16 protein-coding genes are annotated in these 19,071 nt (G+C 52.0%); 3 read left to right on the forward strand and 13 right to left on the reverse strand.

Annotated elements, in window-relative coordinates; all coding sequences use genetic code 11:
- Positions 1–17: 17 nt before the first annotated feature.
- From NST43_RS24260 to NST43_RS24295, 8 genes are all read right to left on the reverse strand, one after another.
- Complete coding sequence (locus NST43_RS24260) at positions 18–1,607, reverse strand: extracellular solute-binding protein (protein ID WP_209994005.1); 1,590 nt, start codon at positions 1,605–1,607, stop codon at positions 18–20.
- 99 nt (positions 1,608–1,706) lie between these two features.
- On the reverse strand, positions 1,707–2,573 hold the full coding sequence (locus NST43_RS24265) for a carbohydrate ABC transporter permease (protein WP_076079419.1): 867 nt from the start codon (positions 2,571–2,573) through the stop codon (positions 1,707–1,709).
- Positions 2,574–2,584: 11 nt separating this feature from the next.
- Positions 2,585–3,544 (reverse strand): ABC transporter permease subunit, encoded by a 960-nt coding sequence (locus tag NST43_RS24270; RefSeq protein WP_339219861.1) that lies wholly within the window; start codon positions 3,542–3,544, stop codon positions 2,585–2,587.
- Between the two features lie 263 nt (positions 3,545–3,807).
- On the reverse strand, positions 3,808–4,074 hold the full coding sequence (locus NST43_RS24275; protein ID WP_209994007.1) for a hypothetical protein: 267 nt from the start codon (positions 4,072–4,074) through the stop codon (positions 3,808–3,810).
- Positions 4,075–4,204: 130 nt separating this feature from the next.
- On the reverse strand, positions 4,205–4,537 hold the full coding sequence (locus NST43_RS24280) for a DUF3139 domain-containing protein (RefSeq protein WP_339219862.1): 333 nt from the start codon (positions 4,535–4,537) through the stop codon (positions 4,205–4,207).
- Between the two features lie 206 nt (positions 4,538–4,743).
- Positions 4,744–5,247: an SDR family oxidoreductase gene (locus NST43_RS24285; protein ID WP_339219864.1), complete on the reverse strand. Its 504-nt coding sequence runs from the start codon at positions 5,245–5,247 to the stop codon at positions 4,744–4,746.
- Between the two features lie 116 nt (positions 5,248–5,363).
- Positions 5,364–5,681 carry a hypothetical protein gene (locus NST43_RS24290; RefSeq protein ID WP_339219866.1) on the reverse strand — a complete coding sequence of 106 codons (318 nt, stop codon included), beginning with the start codon at positions 5,679–5,681 and terminating at the stop codon, positions 5,364–5,366.
- A gap of 176 nt (positions 5,682–5,857) precedes the next feature.
- A complete protein-coding gene (locus NST43_RS24295; protein ID WP_339219867.1) occupies positions 5,858–7,042 on the reverse strand; it encodes a hypothetical protein in 1,185 nt (394 codons plus the stop codon).
- Positions 7,043–7,248: 206 nt separating this feature from the next.
- Between NST43_RS24295 and NST43_RS24300 the strand changes: the two genes are divergently transcribed.
- Positions 7,249–7,428: a hypothetical protein gene (locus NST43_RS24300; protein WP_209994012.1), complete on the forward strand. Its 180-nt coding sequence runs from the start codon at positions 7,249–7,251 to the stop codon at positions 7,426–7,428.
- A gap of 58 nt (positions 7,429–7,486) precedes the next feature.
- Here NST43_RS24300 and NST43_RS24305 read toward each other — a convergent pair whose 3' ends face one another.
- The 5 genes from NST43_RS24305 to NST43_RS24325 all read right to left on the reverse strand — a co-directional run bounded on the left by NST43_RS24305 (position 7,487) and on the right by NST43_RS24325 (position 13,022).
- Positions 7,487–8,383, reverse strand: a complete 897-nt coding sequence (locus NST43_RS24305; RefSeq protein ID WP_339219868.1) for a sugar phosphate isomerase/epimerase — start codon at positions 8,381–8,383, stop codon at positions 7,487–7,489.
- Between the two features lie 43 nt (positions 8,384–8,426).
- Positions 8,427–9,449 carry a LacI family DNA-binding transcriptional regulator gene (locus tag NST43_RS24310; RefSeq protein ID WP_209994014.1) on the reverse strand — a complete coding sequence of 341 codons (1,023 nt, stop codon included), beginning with the start codon at positions 9,447–9,449 and terminating at the stop codon, positions 8,427–8,429.
- 65 nt (positions 9,450–9,514) lie between these two features.
- Positions 9,515–11,083: a DUF3502 domain-containing protein gene (locus NST43_RS24315; protein ID WP_209994015.1), complete on the reverse strand. Its 1,569-nt coding sequence runs from the start codon at positions 11,081–11,083 to the stop codon at positions 9,515–9,517.
- A 79-nt stretch (positions 11,084–11,162) separates the two neighbouring features.
- On the reverse strand, positions 11,163–12,059 hold the full coding sequence (locus NST43_RS24320; protein ID WP_209994016.1) for a carbohydrate ABC transporter permease: 897 nt from the start codon (positions 12,057–12,059) through the stop codon (positions 11,163–11,165).
- Positions 12,060–12,086: 27 nt separating this feature from the next.
- Positions 12,087–13,022, reverse strand: a complete 936-nt coding sequence (locus tag NST43_RS24325; protein ID WP_339219869.1) for an ABC transporter permease subunit — start codon at positions 13,020–13,022, stop codon at positions 12,087–12,089.
- 473 nt (positions 13,023–13,495) lie between these two features.
- On the opposite strand from NST43_RS24325, the gene NST43_RS24330 reads away from it, so the two are divergent.
- Both NST43_RS24330 and bglX read left to right on the forward strand, forming a co-directional pair.
- Positions 13,496–16,822 (forward strand): cellobiose phosphorylase, encoded by a 3,327-nt coding sequence (locus NST43_RS24330; protein ID WP_339219870.1) that lies wholly within the window; start codon positions 13,496–13,498, stop codon positions 16,820–16,822.
- A gap of 29 nt (positions 16,823–16,851) precedes the next feature.
- Positions 16,852–19,017: a beta-glucosidase BglX gene (gene bglX / locus NST43_RS24335; protein WP_339219872.1), complete on the forward strand. Its 2,166-nt coding sequence runs from the start codon at positions 16,852–16,854 to the stop codon at positions 19,015–19,017.
- Positions 19,018–19,071 lie beyond the last annotated feature (54 nt).

The raw sequence follows: 19,071 nt of genomic DNA on the forward strand, positions 1-19,071 counted from the left end.
GGAGGAGGCGGAACTGATTATTGTTGTTCCAGATAACGCGCGTAAGCCGTATTATAGATTTCCAGTACTTCATCCAGCTTCAGCTGCTTCAGCTGCTGAACGAATGCGTCATAGCTGCCCTCCACTGTCTCTCCGCCCATGAACCACTTCTGCGAAGTTTCCATCACATAAGTTTCGATCGGCGGGAACAGCTCCTTAATCTTCTTGTCTTCATCCAGGGTGAAGTTCAGCTGCGGCACCTGGTACTCCGGGGCGAAGTAGTTATTGTCCACATACATTTTCACGCCTTCCAGAGCGATCTTATTCGTCCATTGCTCTTCGTAGGCGAAATCCTGATGTCCGCCGATCGTCAACTGGGCACCGGTGGTCTTGATCAAATAATCGACTACAGCAGGCTCATTCAATACCTTCTCGGTGAATACCGGCTTGCCGTCCACCACCGTGTACGTTTCGCCTTCGATTCCAAAGTTATGCAGACGGCGTCCTTCTTCAGTCCACCAGAAGTCCAAATAGCGCAGTACAGCCGCCGGGTCCTTGGCATTCGCTGAAATCGCCCAGCCGGCATCGTTGCCCAGCGGATTGCGCTTGGTTACTTCAAATACCTTGCCGGAGATGCTGGCCGGAGGTGCGATAGGACGCAGCGAGAAATTAGGCAGAGTCGGCTGGAGCTTGTTGTTGTAATTGGCGGTGCTGGCGAACCAGTCATGCACAGAACCGCCGGTATCATTCGCAAAGAGAATATCACGTGCGGTATTGCCGCGGGTGAAGATCTCCTTATCAATCAGCCCTTCCTTGTACCACTTGGCTGTCTCGGTCGCAGCCGTCTTATACTCCGGCTCGTTCGGCCCGTATACGATCTTACCGTCCTTCAGCTTGAAGGACAGCGAGGCATCCCACAGCGGAAATAGGGAAGCGAAGCCGGAAGTGGCATTGCGGGAGAAGAAAGGCACCTCGTCCTTCTTGCCGTTTCCGTTAGGGTCCTGTTCACGGAACGCCTTCAGCACCTCGTAGTACTCCTGAACTGTTGCCGGAGCCTTCAGCCCCAGCTTGTCGAGCCAATCCTGACGGATATACCAGCCCTCCTGGGCTTCCCCGTCAGACACGAACGGCACGACATAAATCTTGCCGTCTGAGGCAGTGATAGCACTCTTAACCGCCTTGTTCCCGTCCAGGAACGCCTTGAAGTTCGGAGCATTCTCGGCCAGCAGGTCATCCAGCGGCACAAGCGCGCCCTGAACAGCGATATTATTAAGTCCGGACAGCTGGTAAGCCACAATATCAGGCAGTTCACCCGAAGCGAGCAGCAGATTCCACGCCTGGGCATCGTCGCCTCCGGTCGGAGCTACATTCTTCAGTGTGACGCCGGTAGCCTTGGCCGCTTCCTGAAAAATCGGCAAATCGCCGTTAATCTGAAGCGCCTGGCTATAATAATAGAAGTTAAGATTTAGCGGTTCCACATTTGCTGCCGGTGAAGCAGAGGCGGCAGGCGAAGCGCCTGAATCATTCGCTGATGGGGATGGGGCTGCCCCCTCGTTGCCGCCTCCGCAGCCTGATATCAGGACGGCCATAAGCGCTGGTGCAAGCAGCAGGCTTTTCATCTTTTTCATATACAATAATCCTCCCTTTTATCTAGTATATCTTATCCCTTTTCTATGCAAACAAGTACGCCTCCGGTCAAGGCTTCCCTGGCGGCACTGCTACTGGCTTCAGCCCTTGATGGAACCGATCATGACTCCGTGTACGAAATACTTCTGGATAAACGGATAGAAGAGCATCATCGGAAGAACGGCAACCACAATCGTGGCGTAGATGACCGTTTCTGCAATCAGATAGGAGCTGTCCGTGACCATCATGGAATCGCTCGGCTTCATCTGTACCACCAGACGGTTCAGCAGCACCTGCAGCGGCACCTTGTCCTCACTGCGCAGCAGCACCATGGCCCAGAAGTATCCGTTCCAGCGCCCCACCGCATAGAAGAGCGTAACTGTCGCCAAGGCAGCCTTGGACAAGGGCAGCATAATCCGCAGCAGAATGGTGGCCTCGCTCGCCCCGTCAATGCGGGCTGCCTCCTCCAGCTCTTCGGGAACAGACTGGAAGAAGGTGCGCAGGATAATAACATTAAAGGTCGAAATAGCGAAGCCGAAGATGATTGCACTCCGCGTATCGAGCATGTCCAGGCTGCGGAAGTTCATATAGATAGGGATAATGCCCGCATTGAAGACAAGCGTGAAGGATATCATCAGATTGATCGCCTTCCGGCCTTTGAGCCTGCGCTTGGACAAGCTGTATGCACCGCAGATCGTAAGTACCATGCTGACCAGTGTACCTGCGACAGTGTAAAAGAGCGTATTGGCGTACCCGAGCCAAATGGTCGGCTCCCGGAAGACCGCCTTATAAGCGTCCAGTGTCGGCTCGACGGGGAACAGAATCACCCGGCCCGACACCACCGCATCCGGAGAACTGAAGGAAGCGGACAGCACATAGAGTACAGGGAACAGGACAATGATCATCAGAAGCGTCAGGAATACATAATTGAAGCGGTAAAAAATCTTTTCGCCGCGGCTTTCTGTCATGATTTCTTCACCTACCAGAGACCGTTGCCGGTGTATTTTTTGCTGAGCCGGTTAGAGATTACAATGAGGAGCAGGCCCACAACCGAGTTGAATAATCCGACTGCTGTAGCCATGTCGTAACGGCCGTTCAAGATCCCTTCCCTGTAGACATAGCTGTTAATGACGTCTGCCGTCTCGTAGGTTGCAGGCTGATAGAGCAGAATAATCGCCTCATAGCCAACCTCCAGCAGACTGCCGATCTTCAGAATCAGCATGATCATGATCGTAGGCAGAATTCCCGGCAGGGTCACATTTAGCATACGCTTCCATTTATTAGCTCCGTCTACCACCGCCGCTTCATACAGATCCGTATTGATGCCTGCCAGCGCTGCAATGTAGATAATCGCAGAGAAGCCCATTTCCTGCCATATGCTCATCGAGACGAAGATGGTGCGGAAATACTCCGGCACGGCGAGGAAATAAATTTTCTCGAGGCCCAGCTGCTCCAGCAGAAGGTTAACGATCCCGTTGCCGGGTGCGAGCAGATTGGTTACGATGCCGCACACAACGACAACAGAGATAAAGTGGGGCAGGTAAGTAATGGTCTGTACCATTTTTTTGAACATGGCGTTCTTCACATCATTAAGCAGCAATGCCAGCAGGATCGGCGCCGGAAATGCGAATAACAGGCTGTACAAGCTGATCAGTAGCGTATTCTTCAGCACCCGCAGGAAGTAATCGCTCTGCAGGAATGTTTCAAAGTGGCTGAAGCCTGCCCACGGACTGTCCGCGATGCCCTGAAAAACGCTGTAATCCTTGAAGGCAATCTGCAGCCCGTACATCGGCTTAAAGGCAAACAGGATATACCATAATACAAAAGGCACAAGGATCGCATACAGGAACCAGTCCCTGCGCAGTGTCTTCCCCAGGCCCCCGGTCTTGACCGTTAATGCCGGCAAGCCGTTCTGACTCTCCTTAATCCGAAGTTTCATCACTTTTCTCTTCCTTCCTTGGCTGCCTGCTCGGCCGCCGCTGTCGTAACTTTATTATAAGTAGCGGCACTGCAAGCCATAAGGCAAAATCCGATTGTAAGGGACGGATATTCAACTGTAACCGGGTTCACCCGGATTGCACGAGTGATCCGAAGGCTTGTGTAAGCCACATTCTGCCCACAGCAAAAAACACCCGCAGCAGGAGAACTATCTCCAGTCTGCAGGTGTTCGGGTAGTATCGTTTCTGCCAAGATCAGGATACGCTAGAAGCTGCGGCTGTCCTGAACATGAATATAGTTAATGCCTTGCGCAGTCAGCTTGGAGCCGCTTGTATTCACGACACGGACTGCTTTTTTGCCTTTGCCGCTGAGGGAGAAGCTGATATTATTAGCCAGTTTGTTCTCCACAATCTGTTCGAGCGCGCTGTGGAATCCGCCAACCGTAATGCCCTCCAGGTTCTCCAGCACCGGTTCTTTGCCCTCTTCAATCGTCTTGAGAATTTGATAGATTAACGACTTGCTTCCGTCCATCCTGATTCGCCTCCTGCATCTATTGTGAGCGTTTACAACACATCTGCCTTGCATGCAAGCTTTTCCACCATTATCTATATTCTCTTATTCGACAGTGCAGAACGATTACCTCTTACCTGGAAATCACGCTTCAATAAAAAGTTTCATCTATATGTTTCCCGTACATGCTGCTGACCCCGACGAGTCTGAACACTCCATTTACTTTGGCATAGGTGTAATTCTGATCAGGTTCATCCTTATACCGTACCTCCGCTTCATAATCGCCCGATTTTAGGCTATAGACTCCACGGATCTCTTGAATATCTGCTGCGGGATACGCTCTGGTATGAACCAGGTACTCCCTTACTTCGCTTGCGATTTGGCTTCTTTTATACGGCAGCCCTGTAAGCGTCACATAGATCCCCCCCGCAACTATAGCGAGTACTACGCCAGCAATGATCACAGTCCGGTTAGTATGCCTCATGCGGATAACCTCCGTTCAACATTAGTTTTTGCTCTGAGTGGGAATAACATAATTTTACATGTGTCAGTTCATTTTACCACACTGATGAATGACAGCACATTGTATTCGGTTTTTCGCATACATTCTACTCTCCGGCCTTAACGCGCAAAAAAGCACCCCTCAAGGTGCTTCCTGCCACTAGCCACTTTTCCTGCCACTTTCCATCCTTATGCGTTCTGGCGGTATATTGGTGCGCCCAGCGGAGAGCTGCCCGCCCCGTCGTCAACAGCGATATCTGCGCCCTGGATATACGAAGAATCATCGGAGGCCAGGAATAGCGCTACCTTAGCCACCTCTTCCGGCACAGCCGCGCGACCCAGCGGAATCGAAGTCACATTGACCCGGAGTACTTCCTCGAAGGCGGCCAGCTCTGTACTGCCCAGCGGTGTAGAGCCCGCGATTCCTGCATTCGCATAGACCACATCCAGTCTGCCGAAGGCCTCAATGGCTGCATTCACAGCCTTCACTGCACTCTGCGGATTGGTCGCGTCCGCCTGAACAGCAACTACATGCTCCGCGCCCAACTCTTCTACCGCTGCATTCAAGGATACCGGATTGCGGCCGGTAATGACCACTTTTGCGCCCTCCGCCACAAACAGCCTGGCACTTGCCAGTCCAATCCCGCTATTCCCCCCAGTAATCAATGCAACCTTCCCGTCAAGCTTCCCCATCGTTAACACTCCTCATCCAGTTTATTCGAGACCATTCGTTCTACTATACTCAAAAAAATAATCTGCTTCGTACCAGCATCTTAGTACATTCGAGAACGATCAGTAAAGTATTATCTTTACCGGGCGTTCCCGAATACCATCAGCCATGAAAAAAACAGAAAATATCCCCCAATCCAAAGTAACGCCCCTATCATGATGAAGATTCCTGTGTACCCCGCCCAGCCTGGCGGTTTCCTTGTGTACTTCAACAGAAGAAGTGATACAACAATCAGAGCCACAGAGGGGATGCCTAACATCTGCAGCAGCATTATATTCAAGATATCCATAAAGAACCCTTGGAAGAACCATTGGTTCTTCAGCAGGACAAAGAGGGCCAAGCCTGCGATATTTACCACGACAGCGCTGATCCAGATTATTCTAACCGGTCTAACCATGCTTCACCCCCTATGCTATCCCATTACCCGCTAATCGAAAATATTACACCAAAGCTAACTCCCTTCTCCACAATACCTACCTATTCTTCTGCTGCACCACAAGCAAAGACGGGTCCGCCCTCATAGGGACAAGACCCGTCTTCGTCTTCGTCTTTCGTCATTATCTTACGGACAACCTACCGTCCTGCCGTCTCAAAAGAAAACCGCGCTGTCCAGGTAGCGCCTGCATCCTTCGTTACGTAGAGGGTGGAGCTGTTCAAATCCTTGACCGCCAGCCAGCCCTGATTGGCATCGGTGAACGAGATCGTTCCTTCGAATCCGGGAACCGCCTTCTGATTACTCCAGGTCCGGCCGTTGTTCTTGGTCAGCCCAACACCCACTTCTTCCGCTGCCGGCTGGTAACCTGCCAGGAATGCCGTCGTCTTGCCGATCAGCACCATATTGCCCGGGGTACCGGAAGCCGGTCCCTTCTTCACTGTGGCCGCGCCGCTTCCCGGAGCCGGACCGCCGCCTGCGGTCTCCTGGGCAATCACCCGGGTCCAGCTGCCGCCGGAGTTAGAGCTGCCGTAGAGAGAATAGGAAGTCTGCGACATACCAGAATCGCCGTAGAGCAAGGCGTACACTTGACTGTCATTGGCATAGATCTGACCGAATATAGGATCAGAGGTTGACGATTTCAGTACCTGCTTCCAGGCCGCTCCGCCGTCCGTTGTCTTCATTACCCGATAGCCGCTGCCCGGCACGACAACTACTGCCCAGCCGCTGTTACGGCTGGTGAAATAGGCTCCGCGGGTATTGGCAGGTGTCTTGATCAGGCTCCAGCTCTCCCCGCCATCGTTCGTATAGTAAGTAGAGGCCCGGTTGTAGCCGAATCCCTTACTGCTGTCCAGAAACTCTACGGATTCAAAGGTCACAGCCTTGTTCGACAGCCTTGTCCAGGTCGAGCCGCCGTCTGCCGTTCTTAACAGATATTTAGCCTGACCGTCCTTTACTGCGGCAAGCGCCCATCCATGAACATTATCCGGGAAATCAATCTGCTGGAAGCTCCACTGTCCTTCATAGATCTTCTGGAAATGGCAGCCGCCGTCCGAGGTTCCAATCAGGAAGCCGTTACCGGCTGCCCGGCCCGTATCTGCGCTAAGAAATTCTACATCCGAGAAGCTGAGCGGAATGCTGTCAGCTCCGCTATGTGCCTTTTGCAAATCCTGAAGCAGCCCGTGATCTCCAGTCCCGCAAGCCGGTGCCGCCGCCGAAGCTGCCGCCTGAACCGGTGAAGCCGCCGCTCCCCAACCTGACAGGGTAAGTAGACCTGCGGTAAGAAAAGTTACGGTTATCTGCTGTAATCTGGTCGTTCTGTTCATCGGTAACACCTCCTAGAATATATATACCCTCTGAGCAGAGTGTTACTCCGACAGTACATGAACATGTTACTCCATCTGAGGCCAACTATGTAGGTGTGAAATGGTACAAAACTGTAACCTATTTTGCTGTTAAAATTTCCTAATCGTGTTTAATAATAAGTAAAGAGATTTACGAGCACACTGCATTAAAGGAGGAAGTGAACCTTATGATAAAACAGGATATTCAGCATGCACTTCTCTCCAATCTGTGGCAACGCGTGCACCTGATCAGCGGAGAAACTTACACCGGAGTATGCAAAATCGACCACTCCTCCGATGCCCTGCATATTGAAACGAATAAAGGGAATTTCACCGTTCCTTATTGGACCATTAAGCGTTTTGTATAAAGCGCACAAAAAGACCTCATTCCCCGCATCCGTGGAGCATGAGGCCTTTTATATGTGATTATATCACCGGATTGGATACGAAATCTCCGCCCCGGCAATGCTTCAGGTAATTCAGCGCATGGACCTGGCCCATCATCTCCAGCTCCCCCTGATAGACGGGATCATGCCAGCCTTCAATATCAATCGTGCCCTGATAGCCGCCCTGCCGGAGAATGGTGATAATATCCGTCCAGTTCGTATCCCCGAAGCCCGGCGTCCGGTCCCATACATAAGGCTTAGGACCATGAATCCCGTACTCCTTGACTATGTCCCAGGCAATCGTCGCGTCCTTGCCATGAACATGGAAAATTTTATCCACCCACTTGCGCAGCTGCGGGATCGGGTCGATTAGCGCGGTCAGCTGATGGGCAGGCTCCCATTCCAGCCCGAGATTGTCTGCCGTAACGGCGTTGAACATTTTCTCCCAGGCTGTAGGGTTATGGGCGATATTCCAGTCACCCTTCTGCCAGCTCCCGCCCATCGCACAATTCTCAAAAGCAATCCGCAGACCCTTGTCTGCCGCCCGCTTCGACAATTCTCCGAATACCTCAGCGAATCTCGGAAGCGATTCGTCAATGGACGAGCCGGGCAGCCGTCCGGTGAAGCCGCCGATAATGTCCGTCCCGAACAAGTGGGCATGCTCAATCAGCTGCTCCCAGCCCGCCAAGGTGGCCTCCGTCTCAGACTCCGGCCCGCCGCCAAGCGGATTGCCGTAGATGCCGACAGCAGAGATGACGAAGTGATGCTCAGCCGCCAGCTCCCGGACCCGGGCTGCCGTCTCTACCAGATCAATCCCGCCTGTCGTCTGCCAGAAATTCAGTTGAAAGGACTCGAAGCCATGCTTCACAATCTGCGGAATGACCTGGACGGCTTCACCGCCGCGCACAAGCGTACCTATTCTCAGTGAATCTTGCATGATGTTGTCAACTCCAGTTGGTTTTATAGTCAGCGTCCTGCTGTTACCGGCCCTTAATCATCTTGCAAGAGCCCCGTTTGAGCAATACCGCATCATAGACAATGTGCTGATGAGAGGAATGTTTGGTAATCAGGTCGAACAGCACGCCCACACTGGACAGCGCCATTTCAGTGCCCGGCTGGCTGATCGTATCCAGCGCAGGATGATAATATTCCGCCATCTCAATGCCGTCAAATCCAATGATGGAAATATCATCGGGGATAGATAAGCCTGCGGTAAGCACAGCTTTGGCCGCACCGATGGCAATCGTATCGGAGGCCGCAAAGATAGCGGTTACGGTTCTGTCGCGGTTAAGCAGTCTGCGTGCAGCGTTGAAGCCCGAGCTGGGGCTGTATTCACAATCCTCTACGAATCCCGAATTATAAGGTATATTATGTTCTTCCAGCGCCATCTTGTAGCCAAGAAGGCGGCGGCTGCCTGTGGTGTCTTCCAGTAAAGGGGATTTGGCGAGAAAGCCGATGCTTTTATGACCAAGTGAAAGTAAATATGAGGTTGCCTTATAGGCTTCCTTGGATTCATCGATCGTTACGCTTGAGAAGATGGACGGGTCCACTTCCTGTGAGGTGGTGATCGTCGTAAGTACGAACGGGACCGTTAACTGCTTGAACTTCTCTTCGGAATGATTATAGGTACCGCCCATGAAAATAATCCCGCTAAGATTCTTCTCTTTCACCAGTTGAATCGCGGCGTTGATCTCATCGGTCCCGTCCTCCACCTGATGGATAAGGAACGGATATCCGCGCAGATTGACCTGACGTTCAATCTCTTTGATCATAATGGAGAAGAAGGGGTTAGTAATCCCTTTGACCATGAGTGCGATATTCTTGGATTGCGTTGTCTTCAAATTTCTGGCGTTGGAATTGGGAATATAGTTATATTCCTTGACGACACTCAGTACCTTCTCCCGGGTGGCATTGCTCACCAGACCCTTATTATTGATCACTCTGGACACTGTTGAGATGCCTACACCGGATATCCTCGCGATATCCTTAATGTTTACGTCCACACTACTCCCCCATTTATAGGTAAGGGAGCTATAAGATATAGCTCCCCTGTAACCTATACATTCTTTTAGTTAACAGGTGTAAATTCTGCCAATTGTTTCTCTACTTCGGCAATGACCTTGTCAACTCCTGCTTTTTTCAGCTGATCGCGGTATTCTGCTACAGCTGTCTTTGGATCTTTATTTGTTTTACCCAGCATGAGCTGAATACCAAGCTGTGCATTCACGTTCGAGATCGAGGCAATTTCAGTAGTTACATTAGCCGGGTCGAAGCTGAAGCCATTGTACGGATCATCGATCGCTTCTTTATCCCATGCAGCGAACAGGTCTTTACGGACCGGGTTATCAGTATCACTAGGAATCACGAACTTGTCGTTTCTGAGCGACCAGGCCGAGAAGCCGCCGCCGTCTGTTTTTTCATTGAAGCCCTGCGGCTGTTTCTTCACGCCATCTTCAATCACGTAGTGCTTGCCTTCGATACCGTATTGCATCAGGTTGTAGTAACTTGCATCGGTCATGAATTTCTCAATTACCATCAGTGAACGCTCTGGGTTAGAGGAGTTCGCACTGATTACTGTCGAGTTGTCTACACCCATCTTACGTTTGATTTTCTTATTGGCTTCAGCAAAAGTATAGAAGGCTGTAGGAGAATTAGGCAGCGCCTTGATATCTCCGCCATACTGGCCGATCCAGTCCTGGGCATGAGTCAGATAACCCGCAGAGTTCGCAGCTCTGAAGTTGTCTTTGCTGCCGAGGGAAGCAGACAGAACGTCTTTACCCCAGTAGCCCTTGTCGCCCCACTCACGCATTTTCACAGCCCAATCCTCGAATTCCTGGGTGAAGGCTGGATGGAATACTTTTTTGTAATCCTCCGGGCTCTTGGTAACCAGATTCAGTTCATTCAGCGAGATACCAGGTGCGTTCAGCCACATGTCTGTAGTATCTACGAGCATTCTGTACATGTTCTGAGCATCCTCAGCCTTACCGTTGATTGGCGGGAAGGATTCTTTGGCAACCACATTATCCATGTATTTAACCATATCATCAATCGACTTAATTTCAGTCATGCCGTATTTCTTCATCAGGTCGGTACGGTAGGCATAACCGGCAGGCGTGTATTCACTGAACAGACTCGGTACGCCATAGATTTTGCCATCTACCTTAGTATTCTGCCAGGAGGATTCAGGAACCTCTGCCTTCAGCTTAGGAGCCACCTTGTCCAGCATATCGGTAATGTCCGTCAGCGCACCTTCAGTAGCCAGGGTGTAGTAGGACACAGGAGCACCAGGTGATGCATGTGACAGATCGAACGATTCGCCGGAAGCGAACAGCAGCGGATACTTGGTTGCTACGTCTCCCCAGTCAATATATTTGATTTCAAGCGTAGTATTCAGATCGGCCTTAAGCTTCTTGTTAATCTCGGCCAGAATGTCTTTATTGGTAACTCCTTCACTGCCCCACAGGTAGTACGTCAACTTCGCTTCCTTAGAAGTGTCTACGCCTCCTGTGCTTGTGGATGGAGCATTTGACCCTGCCGGAGTATTGCCATTTGCATTATTGTTCGATGAACACGCGGATAGCACTCCAGTAAGCATGAGGACAGCAGCTAGAGAAGAAGCAATCTTTTTACCTTTCATTCGGTAAGCCTCCCTTTTCTTTTCTATATTATGGATCTTGCATCTATAACAAACACCCTTCAATTGAAGCAGGCGTCCATTAACCCTTGACAGCACCGATGGTAAGACCGGTTACGAAGTAACGCTGAATGAATGGATACAGGAGAATGATCGGGCCTGTGGCCAGCACGGCTGTAGCCATTTTGATCGATTGGGTCGGCAGATCGGCTGTATTAATTACCGCCCCCGAGTTGATGAGACTGCCCATATTCGCCTGGTTGATCATGCGCTGCAGGAAGTACTGTAGCGGGAACTTGCTCTGAGTGTCCATGTACAGCATTCCGTTGTACCACTCATTCCAGAAGCCCAGTGCCGAGAACAGTCCGATCGTTGCCAGTGACGGAACCGCCAGCGGCATGAAGATCCGCCAGTAGATGCGGAAATCGCCTGCGCCGTCAATCGTCGCTGATTCATACAGGGAATCCGGGATTGCCTTCATGAAGTTACGCATCAGGAAGATCGACCACGCCCCTACCACCGCCGGGAGAATCATGGCGAACAGATTGTCCTTGAGGTGCAGATGCTTAACCATCAGAATGTAAGTCGGAATCAATCCTCCGCTGAACAAGGTGGTGAAATAGATCAGGAAGGAGAAGAAGTTACGGTATTTGAAATCCTTGCGGTTCAGGACAAATCCGGCCATGGACATCATGAACAGCCCGAGCACCGTACCGACGACTGTGATAAAGATCGTTACCTGATAAGCATCCACCAGCTTGGAGGAGTTACTGAGCAACAATTCATAGGCCTTGAAAGAAATCTCATTCGGTATCAGCTTGTACCCCTCGCGGATAATCTCCTGCTCATTCATGAAGGAGGAAGAGATCATCAGCGCAAACGGGAACACGCAAATCAGCGCGAATATGGAGATACAAATGTAACTGATGAGCTTAATGAAAATGCTGCCTGAATCCTGTTTAATAGTACTGCTTGCCATATTAACACCCCTATTTCTTATCTTGTCTTAGAATAACGCGCTGTCCGGTTCAACCTTGCGTACAATAAAGTTAACGACAAGCACCAGAACCAGACCGAATAAGGATTGGTAGAAGCCAACAGCAGCACCCATGGAGAAGTTAAATTGTCCCACGAGCGACCGGAAGACATAAGTATCTATAATATCCGTCTGCGGATACAGCACGGAGTTTGTTCCAATCAAATTGTAGAAGAGATCGAAGGAGCCTTTGAGAATTCCGCCCATACCGAACAGGAGGAGCAGAATGAAGGTTGGCTTCAGAATCGGCAGAGTCATATAACGGATACGCTGCCAGGTAGTGGCGCCGTCCATATAGGCTGCTTCATAGAGATCATGGTTAATCCCCGTAATGGCTGCAAGATAGACAATCATACCGTAACCGGTACTTGCCCAGATCTTGAACCCTACAATGATGTATTTCCAGATTCCAGCGTCGGAGTAGAACTCAATCTTGTCTAAGCCCGTACTGGTAAGCATGGTATTGATAAACCCGGAGTTGAAATTGAACAGGTTATACGCGAACACGCCGACGATAACCATCGAAATGAAGTTCGGAAGCAGAATAACCGACTGGGAGATCTTCTTGAACCACTTGCCCGCAATCTCCGACAGCATGATGGCAAATACAATCTGGATGATGTTACCCAATGCGAGGAACACCAGATTGTAGAGCAAAGTATTCTTGGTGATATTCCAGAGGTCTCCGTTCTGAATCAGGAACTCAAAATTCTTGAGTCCGATAAAGTCACTGCCAAAGATCCCTTTGTTGAGCTTGTAATCTACGAATGCAACGTAAGCGCCAGGCATTACCGCATAATGAAACACAGCAAAATACACAATGACAGGCAGCAGCATGAGATACAGCACTTTGTTCTTCAATAATTCCCGGACAACATTTCCGCCCGATTGTACAAATCTTGCCAATGAACCCACCTCCAAATTGAACAATGCATTCTACTACAGCATAATCTAACCATTCTTCATACAAATAACCACTTCATTAACAGAATCACATCATTTAACACTTCTTTATTAACCCATATTAGCTCATATAGAAACGTTTCCATTATTTCTTTGTGTTTCCCCTGCTCAGAGCATACTCCTTCCTTGTATACGCTGTCAAACATTTTTTATTTTTAAATAACAAGTAATAAAATTACAATTTGCTGATCATAATAGATGAAAAGGCGTTTTTTTTATAGATAATTGACTTTTTTCGGTCAAAAGTCTAAACTCTGAATGGATAGCTTATGGAAACGTTTCTATTTATTCTTTACACGGACATGTTAGCCTTTTTAGTGACATCTGGTGATGAATTCCCCTATTCTGATCAATTTCATGTCCTATTCAAGCACTGGAAAGAGAGGGTCGATATGATATTCACTCAACAAATGAACATGATTACCTTAACCCGTGATGACCTGTCGTATACATTCCTGCCCACAGGAGATATCTTTGAATTCACGCAGGCTTCTACTCTTATTAATCTGTTCCAAGGCAATCCGGCAGACGGCTCTACCAATAATATCTATCTGCGCGTATATACGGAGCAAGGAATCAGCAGCTATCCGCTGCTCGGTATCCACTCAGGCTCCAAGCTGTCGGGTACGGATGACAGACTCATTTATGAAGGTTCTATAGAAGCAATAAATTACCGGGTCACCTTCGCACCGGCCAAGGACGGCATCTGGTTCTGGCAGCTTCAGCTCTCCGGCAGCGGCGAGACTGTGGATGTGGTGTATGGCCAGGACGTTGGTATTGCGGAAAAAGGCAGTATCCTCGCCAATGAGCTGTATATGAGCCAATATCTGGATCACAGCATCTGGGAAGGCCCGCAGGGCTACGCCGTATGCTCACGCCAGAACCAGCCGCAGGGCACGGACTTCCCTTATCTCCAGCAGGGTGTAGTCGGTTCACGGGCTGTAGGCTATTCCACCGATGGTATGCAGTTCTTCGGCATTTCCTATAAAGGAAGATATGTGCCTGAGGCGCTCGCCGGCAACCTGCAGAACCGTAATTATCAGTACGAGCTGGCTTATACTGCGCTCCAGACCGAGAAGATGGTCCTGTCTGCTCCGGTTGAATTCGCCTTCTATGGCCTGTTCCGTCCGAATCATCCGGCAGCTGTAACCGAGCTTGAATTCCAGGCGGAGCTGGAGGCAGCTTATGCAGAGATCGACTGGAGCGGCAAGGAAGCCGTGCCAAACCGGGATGTTCCTGTGCTGAGTGACGATATCGGCAAGCCTTATGTGTCTGCGCAGTGGTCACAGGCCGAGATCGATGCTGCCTTCCCTAACCGGAAGCTTGAGGAGACCCAGAACGGTCAGCTGCTCTCCTTCTTCACAGACGGACATGTCCATGTGGTCCTGCAGCCTAAGGAGCTGCTGGTGGAACGTCCGCATGGCCATATCATCACCTCACTGCTGGGCGACAAGCAGGTAGACAACAACCTGATCTCTTCCACCAACTATATGTACGGGATTTTCAACGGACAGACCGTGGTGGGGAATACCTCTTTCCATAAAGGGCTCTCCACGCCGCGCGGCCTGCTGAACATTCAGCGCAATAGCGGTCAGCGGATCTACGTCCGCATGGACGGGGTCTACCGTATTCTTACACTGCCTGCGGCTTACGAGATGGGCGTGAATTTTGCGAAATGGCATTATCAGCTTGAAGACGATGTGTTGACCGTTACCTCGATCGCCGCAGCGGGTCAGCCGGATGTTGCCCTTCAGGTTCAGTCGAAGCTGGGCAGATCCTACGATTATCTGATCACGAATCAGCTGGTGATGGGCGAGCATGAATTCAAGCAGCCGGTACGGGTGGAAGAAAAGGACGGCATCCTGCAGCTTCTTCCGGATGAAGCATCCCTTCACAAGCTCCCTTATCCGGGCCTGCATTTCGATATTCAGCTGCCGGGAACCGCATATACGTACAGTGACGACCGGATGTTCTATGCAGACAGACAGCCGCGCAACGGCACCCTGCTTACCCTGTCGGTGACACAGTCCTCCGGCTTCCAGCTTGTGCTTCAGGGCAGACTAACTGCAGCGGCGGCTCTTCCGCTGGCGGTACCTTACACACTGGAGAAGGAACAGGCGCAGTTTAACGAATTCTATTCTTCGTTCACCTCCGGCTTCCAGCTTGAGATTGATGGCGCTGAGCAGGCGCGGATTGATATTCTGAACGAGACCGCTTGGTGGTACACCCATAATGCGATGACCCACTTCATCATGCCGCATGGTCTTGAACAGCCGGGCGGAGCAGCCTGGGGCACACGTGATGTCTGCCAGGGACCGATGGAATACTTCCTGATGACCCAGCATTATGAGCTGGCCCGCAATACCCTGCTGAAGATCTATTCCCATCAGCTGTGGGAGAGCAAGGAATGGCCGCAATGGTTCATGTTCGACCAGCATCCGGTTCAGGCCCATGAATGGCATGGTGACGTTGTGCTCTGGCCGCTCAAATGCATCAGCGATTACATCATGGCTACCGGTGACTACTCGATTCTTAACGAAGAAATCGGCTATCACCATCTGGCGGATGCTCAGCCAAGCCAGCAGACCGAGACCATCCTTGAACATGTGAAGGCTGCCGTAGTGACCATCCGTGAACGCTTCATACCGGGTACGTCTCTGATCAACTATGCCGGCGGAGACTGGGATGACACCCTCCAGCCTGCCAATGAAGCGCTCAAGACCAAGCTGGTCAGCGCATGGACGGTAGCGCTCGCCTTCCAGGTGATCCGCAATCTGTCGCAGGTGACTTCCGCCGATCCTGAATTCTCCGCCAGCCTGGCAGTTATGGCCGAAGAGATGAAGGAATCGTTCCGTACCCTTCTGATCAAAGACGGCGTGATCGCCGGCTTCGCTTACTTCCAGGAGGACGGCAGCATTGATTATATGCTCCACCCGCTGGATCAGCAGACCGGCATTCATTACCGGTTATTGCCGATGACCCGCAGCATTATTGCTGAGCTGGTCACACCGGAACAGGCCGCAGCCAATCTGCGTCTGATCGATGAGCATCTGAACTGCCCTGACGGAGTACGCCTGATGGACCGTCCTGCCCGCTATGAAGGCGGCGTAAGCACCATCTTCCGCCGTGCCGAGCAGGCCGCCAGCGTTGGCCGCGAGGTCAGCCTGCAATATGTACATGCCCATATCCGCTATATTGAAGCATCCGCCAAGCTGGGCGAAGCGAAGCGTGCCTGGGACGGCCTGTTCCAGATTAACCCGATCAACATCCGTCAGAGCGTGCCTAATGCCCAGCTGCGCCAGAGCAACATGTACTTCAGCAGCTCGGACGGTGACTTCCCTGACCGTTACAGCTATCAGGAGAACTTCGATCAGCTGCGTGACGGCAGCGTAGAGGTGAAGGGCGGCTGGCGCTTGTATTCCAGCGGTCCCGGGATCTATCTCAATCAGCTGATCTCAGCCGTTCTGGGAATCCGCTTCAGTGAAGAAGAGCTGATTATCGATCCGGTCCTTCCGGCCAGCCTTGACGGCCTGCGCTTCACTTATGAGTGCTTCGGCAAGAAGCTGACCTTCGTCTATCACATTAGCGCAGGTAAGGCCCGCACCCCGGAAGTGCAGGCAGCAGGCGTTGCGGTTACCGGACAGGTTCTGTCCAATCCATACCGCCCGGGCGCGGTAAGCATTGCCAAGAATCATCTGCTTACGCTGCCCGGCGATGAGCTGCATATCTATGTAACACAATAACTTTCAGTACGCTTACGAAGGAGTTAGCCATGACTAAACCGTTTATCCAGGATCTCGTGAACGATATGACACTAGACGAGAAGTTAGCCCAGCTTACCCAGCTTGGTCCATACTATTGGGGTCTGGATGATACCGTGGATTTGACGGGTCCATTCAAAGAACTTAATATCGAGCCGCAGGTGATCAAAAGCATCGGAAGCGTTCTGAACGGCATTGGTGCACGGAATGTCATTGAGCTGCAGACCCGGCATCTGGAATCCAGCCGCCTGAAGATCCCGCTGATCTTCATGGCCGATGTCATTCACGGCTACCGGACCATTCTGCCGATTCCGCTCGCTATGGGCTGCACCTTCGATCTTGAGGCCTGCGAGCGATTCGCTGAGGTAGCCGCGCGGGAGAGCGCTGCCGCCGGCATTCACCTCACCTTCTCTCCGATGACCGACCTCGTGCGCGATCCGCGCTGGGGCCGCGTCATGGAGACCTCCGGTGAGGACCCTTACCTGAACGCCCGGGTGACCGAGAGCATGGTCCGGGGCTACCAGGGCAAGGACATGAAGGAGCCGGGGCGGATCGCTGCCTGCGTGAAGCATTTCGCCGGTTACGGCGCGCCTGAAGGCGGCCGTGAATATAACACGGTGGACATGTCCACCGGTGTACTCCGTGAATTCTATCTGCCAGCCTACAAGGCGGCAGTAGATGCCGGTGTCGCCATGGTGATGGCTGCGTTCAATACCATTGACCGCATTCCATCCAGCGGCAACAGCAAGCTCCTGCGCGGCATTCTCCGCGAGGAGTGGGGCTTCGATGGGGTCACCATTGCCGACTTCAACTCCGTGAACGAGCTGGTTCCCCACGGCGCGGCGCAAGACGGCCGTGAAGCTGCCTTGAAGAGCCTGGCCGCCGGACTGGACATCGAGATGATGTCCACCCACTATCTGAACCACGCTGCCGGGCTAGTTGAAGAAGGTCTGCTCGACCCTGGTCTGATCGACGAAGCGGTTACGCGGGTACTGGAGCTTAAGGATGCCCTCGGCTTGTTCGATAACCCGTTCAAGGATGCCGACCCTGTAGCAGATGAAGCCGATAAGCCAAGTCCAGAGCATCTTCAGGCAGCCCGCGAGATGGGCGCCAGTTCGATCGTCCTGCTGAAGAACGAAGGCGGAGTCCTGCCGCTGAAGCGCGGGATGAAGATCGGCCTCGCCGGTCCCTTCGCTACCTCGATCAATGTTCTTGGCGGCTGGGCCGGTACCGAGAAAGACCCGGCGGTCTCCCTCTACACCGGCATCACCGGCAAAATCCCGGCAGCGGACCTGCTCACGGCGATGACCGGCGAGCTGGGAAGTATGCTGGAGGGTGTATTCGATGTGGAGGATGAGTCCGAAGCGGCTTACGAGCAGCTTAAAGACTGTGATGTCATTCTTGCCGCAGTCGGCGAGAATCAGCAGGATACCGGGGAAGGCGGCAGTAAAGCCAGCCTGCGGCTATCCGCCAATCAGGAGAAGCTGATCCACCGCCTTAAGGCGGCGGGCAAGCCGGTGGTCACCATTGTGTTCAGCGGCCGCCCGCTGGAGCTTGCGCCAGTGCTTGAGTCAAGCGACGCGCTGGTACAGGCATGGTTCCTCGGCACGGAGTCGGGCAATTCCATTGCAGATGTGCTGTTCGGCGATTACAACCCGTCCGGACGACTCTCCATGAGCTTCCCTTACTCCGTGGGACAGATTCCTGTGTACTATAACGCTTATCAGACGGGACGCCCTTATGATCCCCAGTACCCTAATGTGCGTTATGTAACCCGGTATCTGGATATTCCGAATGATCCGCTATTCTGCTTCGGCTATGGTCTGAGCTACTCCACCTTTGCCTACAGCGGCTTCACGGTAGAAGCTGCGGCAGACGGTAAGGTGCTTGCCTCCATCCAACTGGAGAACACCTCGGAGGTTACCGGCAAGGAGACCGTTCAGCTCTATATCCGCGATGTTACCGCCAGTGTGGTCCGTCCCGGCAAGGAGCTGAAGGGCTTCCAGCAGATTACCCTCGCCCCGCATGAGAAGCAGACGGTATCCTTCGAGATCACCAGAGACATGCTCATGTTCTACGGCCAGGATGATCAGCTGGTGTTCGAGCCTGGAGACTTCGATATTATGCTCGGTGCAAGCTCCAGCAACCACAGTACGCAGCGGATCTGGATCGGCTGACCACTAATTGAATGACACAGCAAATAGCGCCAATCCGCTCACCTTAAGGTGAAC

The organism is Paenibacillus sp. FSL H8-0332, from assembly GCF_037963835.1.
Lineage (GTDB): Bacteria > Bacillota > Bacilli > Paenibacillales > Paenibacillaceae > Paenibacillus_AQ > Paenibacillus_AQ rhizoplanae.

Bases quoted from the DNA above. Each gene is read 5' to 3' on its own strand.
- NST43_RS24260 (WP_209994005.1), bottom strand. From the start codon at position 1,607: ATGAAAAAGATGAAAAGCCTGCTGCTTGCACCAGCGCTTATGGCCGTC.
- NST43_RS24265 (WP_076079419.1), bottom strand. From the start codon at position 2,573: ATGACAGAAAGCCGCGGCGAAAAGATTTTTTACCGCTTCAATTATGTA.
- NST43_RS24270 (WP_339219861.1), bottom strand. From the start codon at position 3,544: ATGAAACTTCGGATTAAGGAGAGTCAGAACGGCTTGCCGGCATTAACG.
- NST43_RS24275 (WP_209994007.1), bottom strand. From the start codon at position 4,074: ATGGACGGAAGCAAGTCGTTAATCTATCAAATTCTCAAGACGATTGAA.
- NST43_RS24280 (WP_339219862.1), bottom strand. From the start codon at position 4,537: ATGAGGCATACTAACCGGACTGTGATCATTGCTGGCGTAGTACTCGCT.
- NST43_RS24285 (WP_339219864.1), bottom strand. From the start codon at position 5,247: ATGGGGAAGCTTGACGGGAAGGTTGCATTGATTACTGGGGGGAATAGC.
- NST43_RS24290 (WP_339219866.1), bottom strand. From the start codon at position 5,681: ATGGTTAGACCGGTTAGAATAATCTGGATCAGCGCTGTCGTGGTAAAT.
- NST43_RS24295 (WP_339219867.1), bottom strand. From the start codon at position 7,042: ATGAACAGAACGACCAGATTACAGCAGATAACCGTAACTTTTCTTACC.
- NST43_RS24300 (WP_209994012.1), top strand. From the start codon at position 7,249: ATGATAAAACAGGATATTCAGCATGCACTTCTCTCCAATCTGTGGCAA.
- NST43_RS24305 (WP_339219868.1), bottom strand. From the start codon at position 8,383: ATGCAAGATTCACTGAGAATAGGTACGCTTGTGCGCGGCGGTGAAGCC.
- NST43_RS24315 (WP_209994015.1), bottom strand. From the start codon at position 11,083: ATGAAAGGTAAAAAGATTGCTTCTTCTCTAGCTGCTGTCCTCATGCTT.
- NST43_RS24320 (WP_209994016.1), bottom strand. From the start codon at position 12,059: ATGGCAAGCAGTACTATTAAACAGGATTCAGGCAGCATTTTCATTAAG.
- NST43_RS24330 (WP_339219870.1), top strand. From the start codon at position 13,496: ATGATTACCTTAACCCGTGATGACCTGTCGTATACATTCCTGCCCACA.
- bglX (WP_339219872.1), top strand. From the start codon at position 16,852: ATGACTAAACCGTTTATCCAGGATCTCGTGAACGATATGACACTAGAC.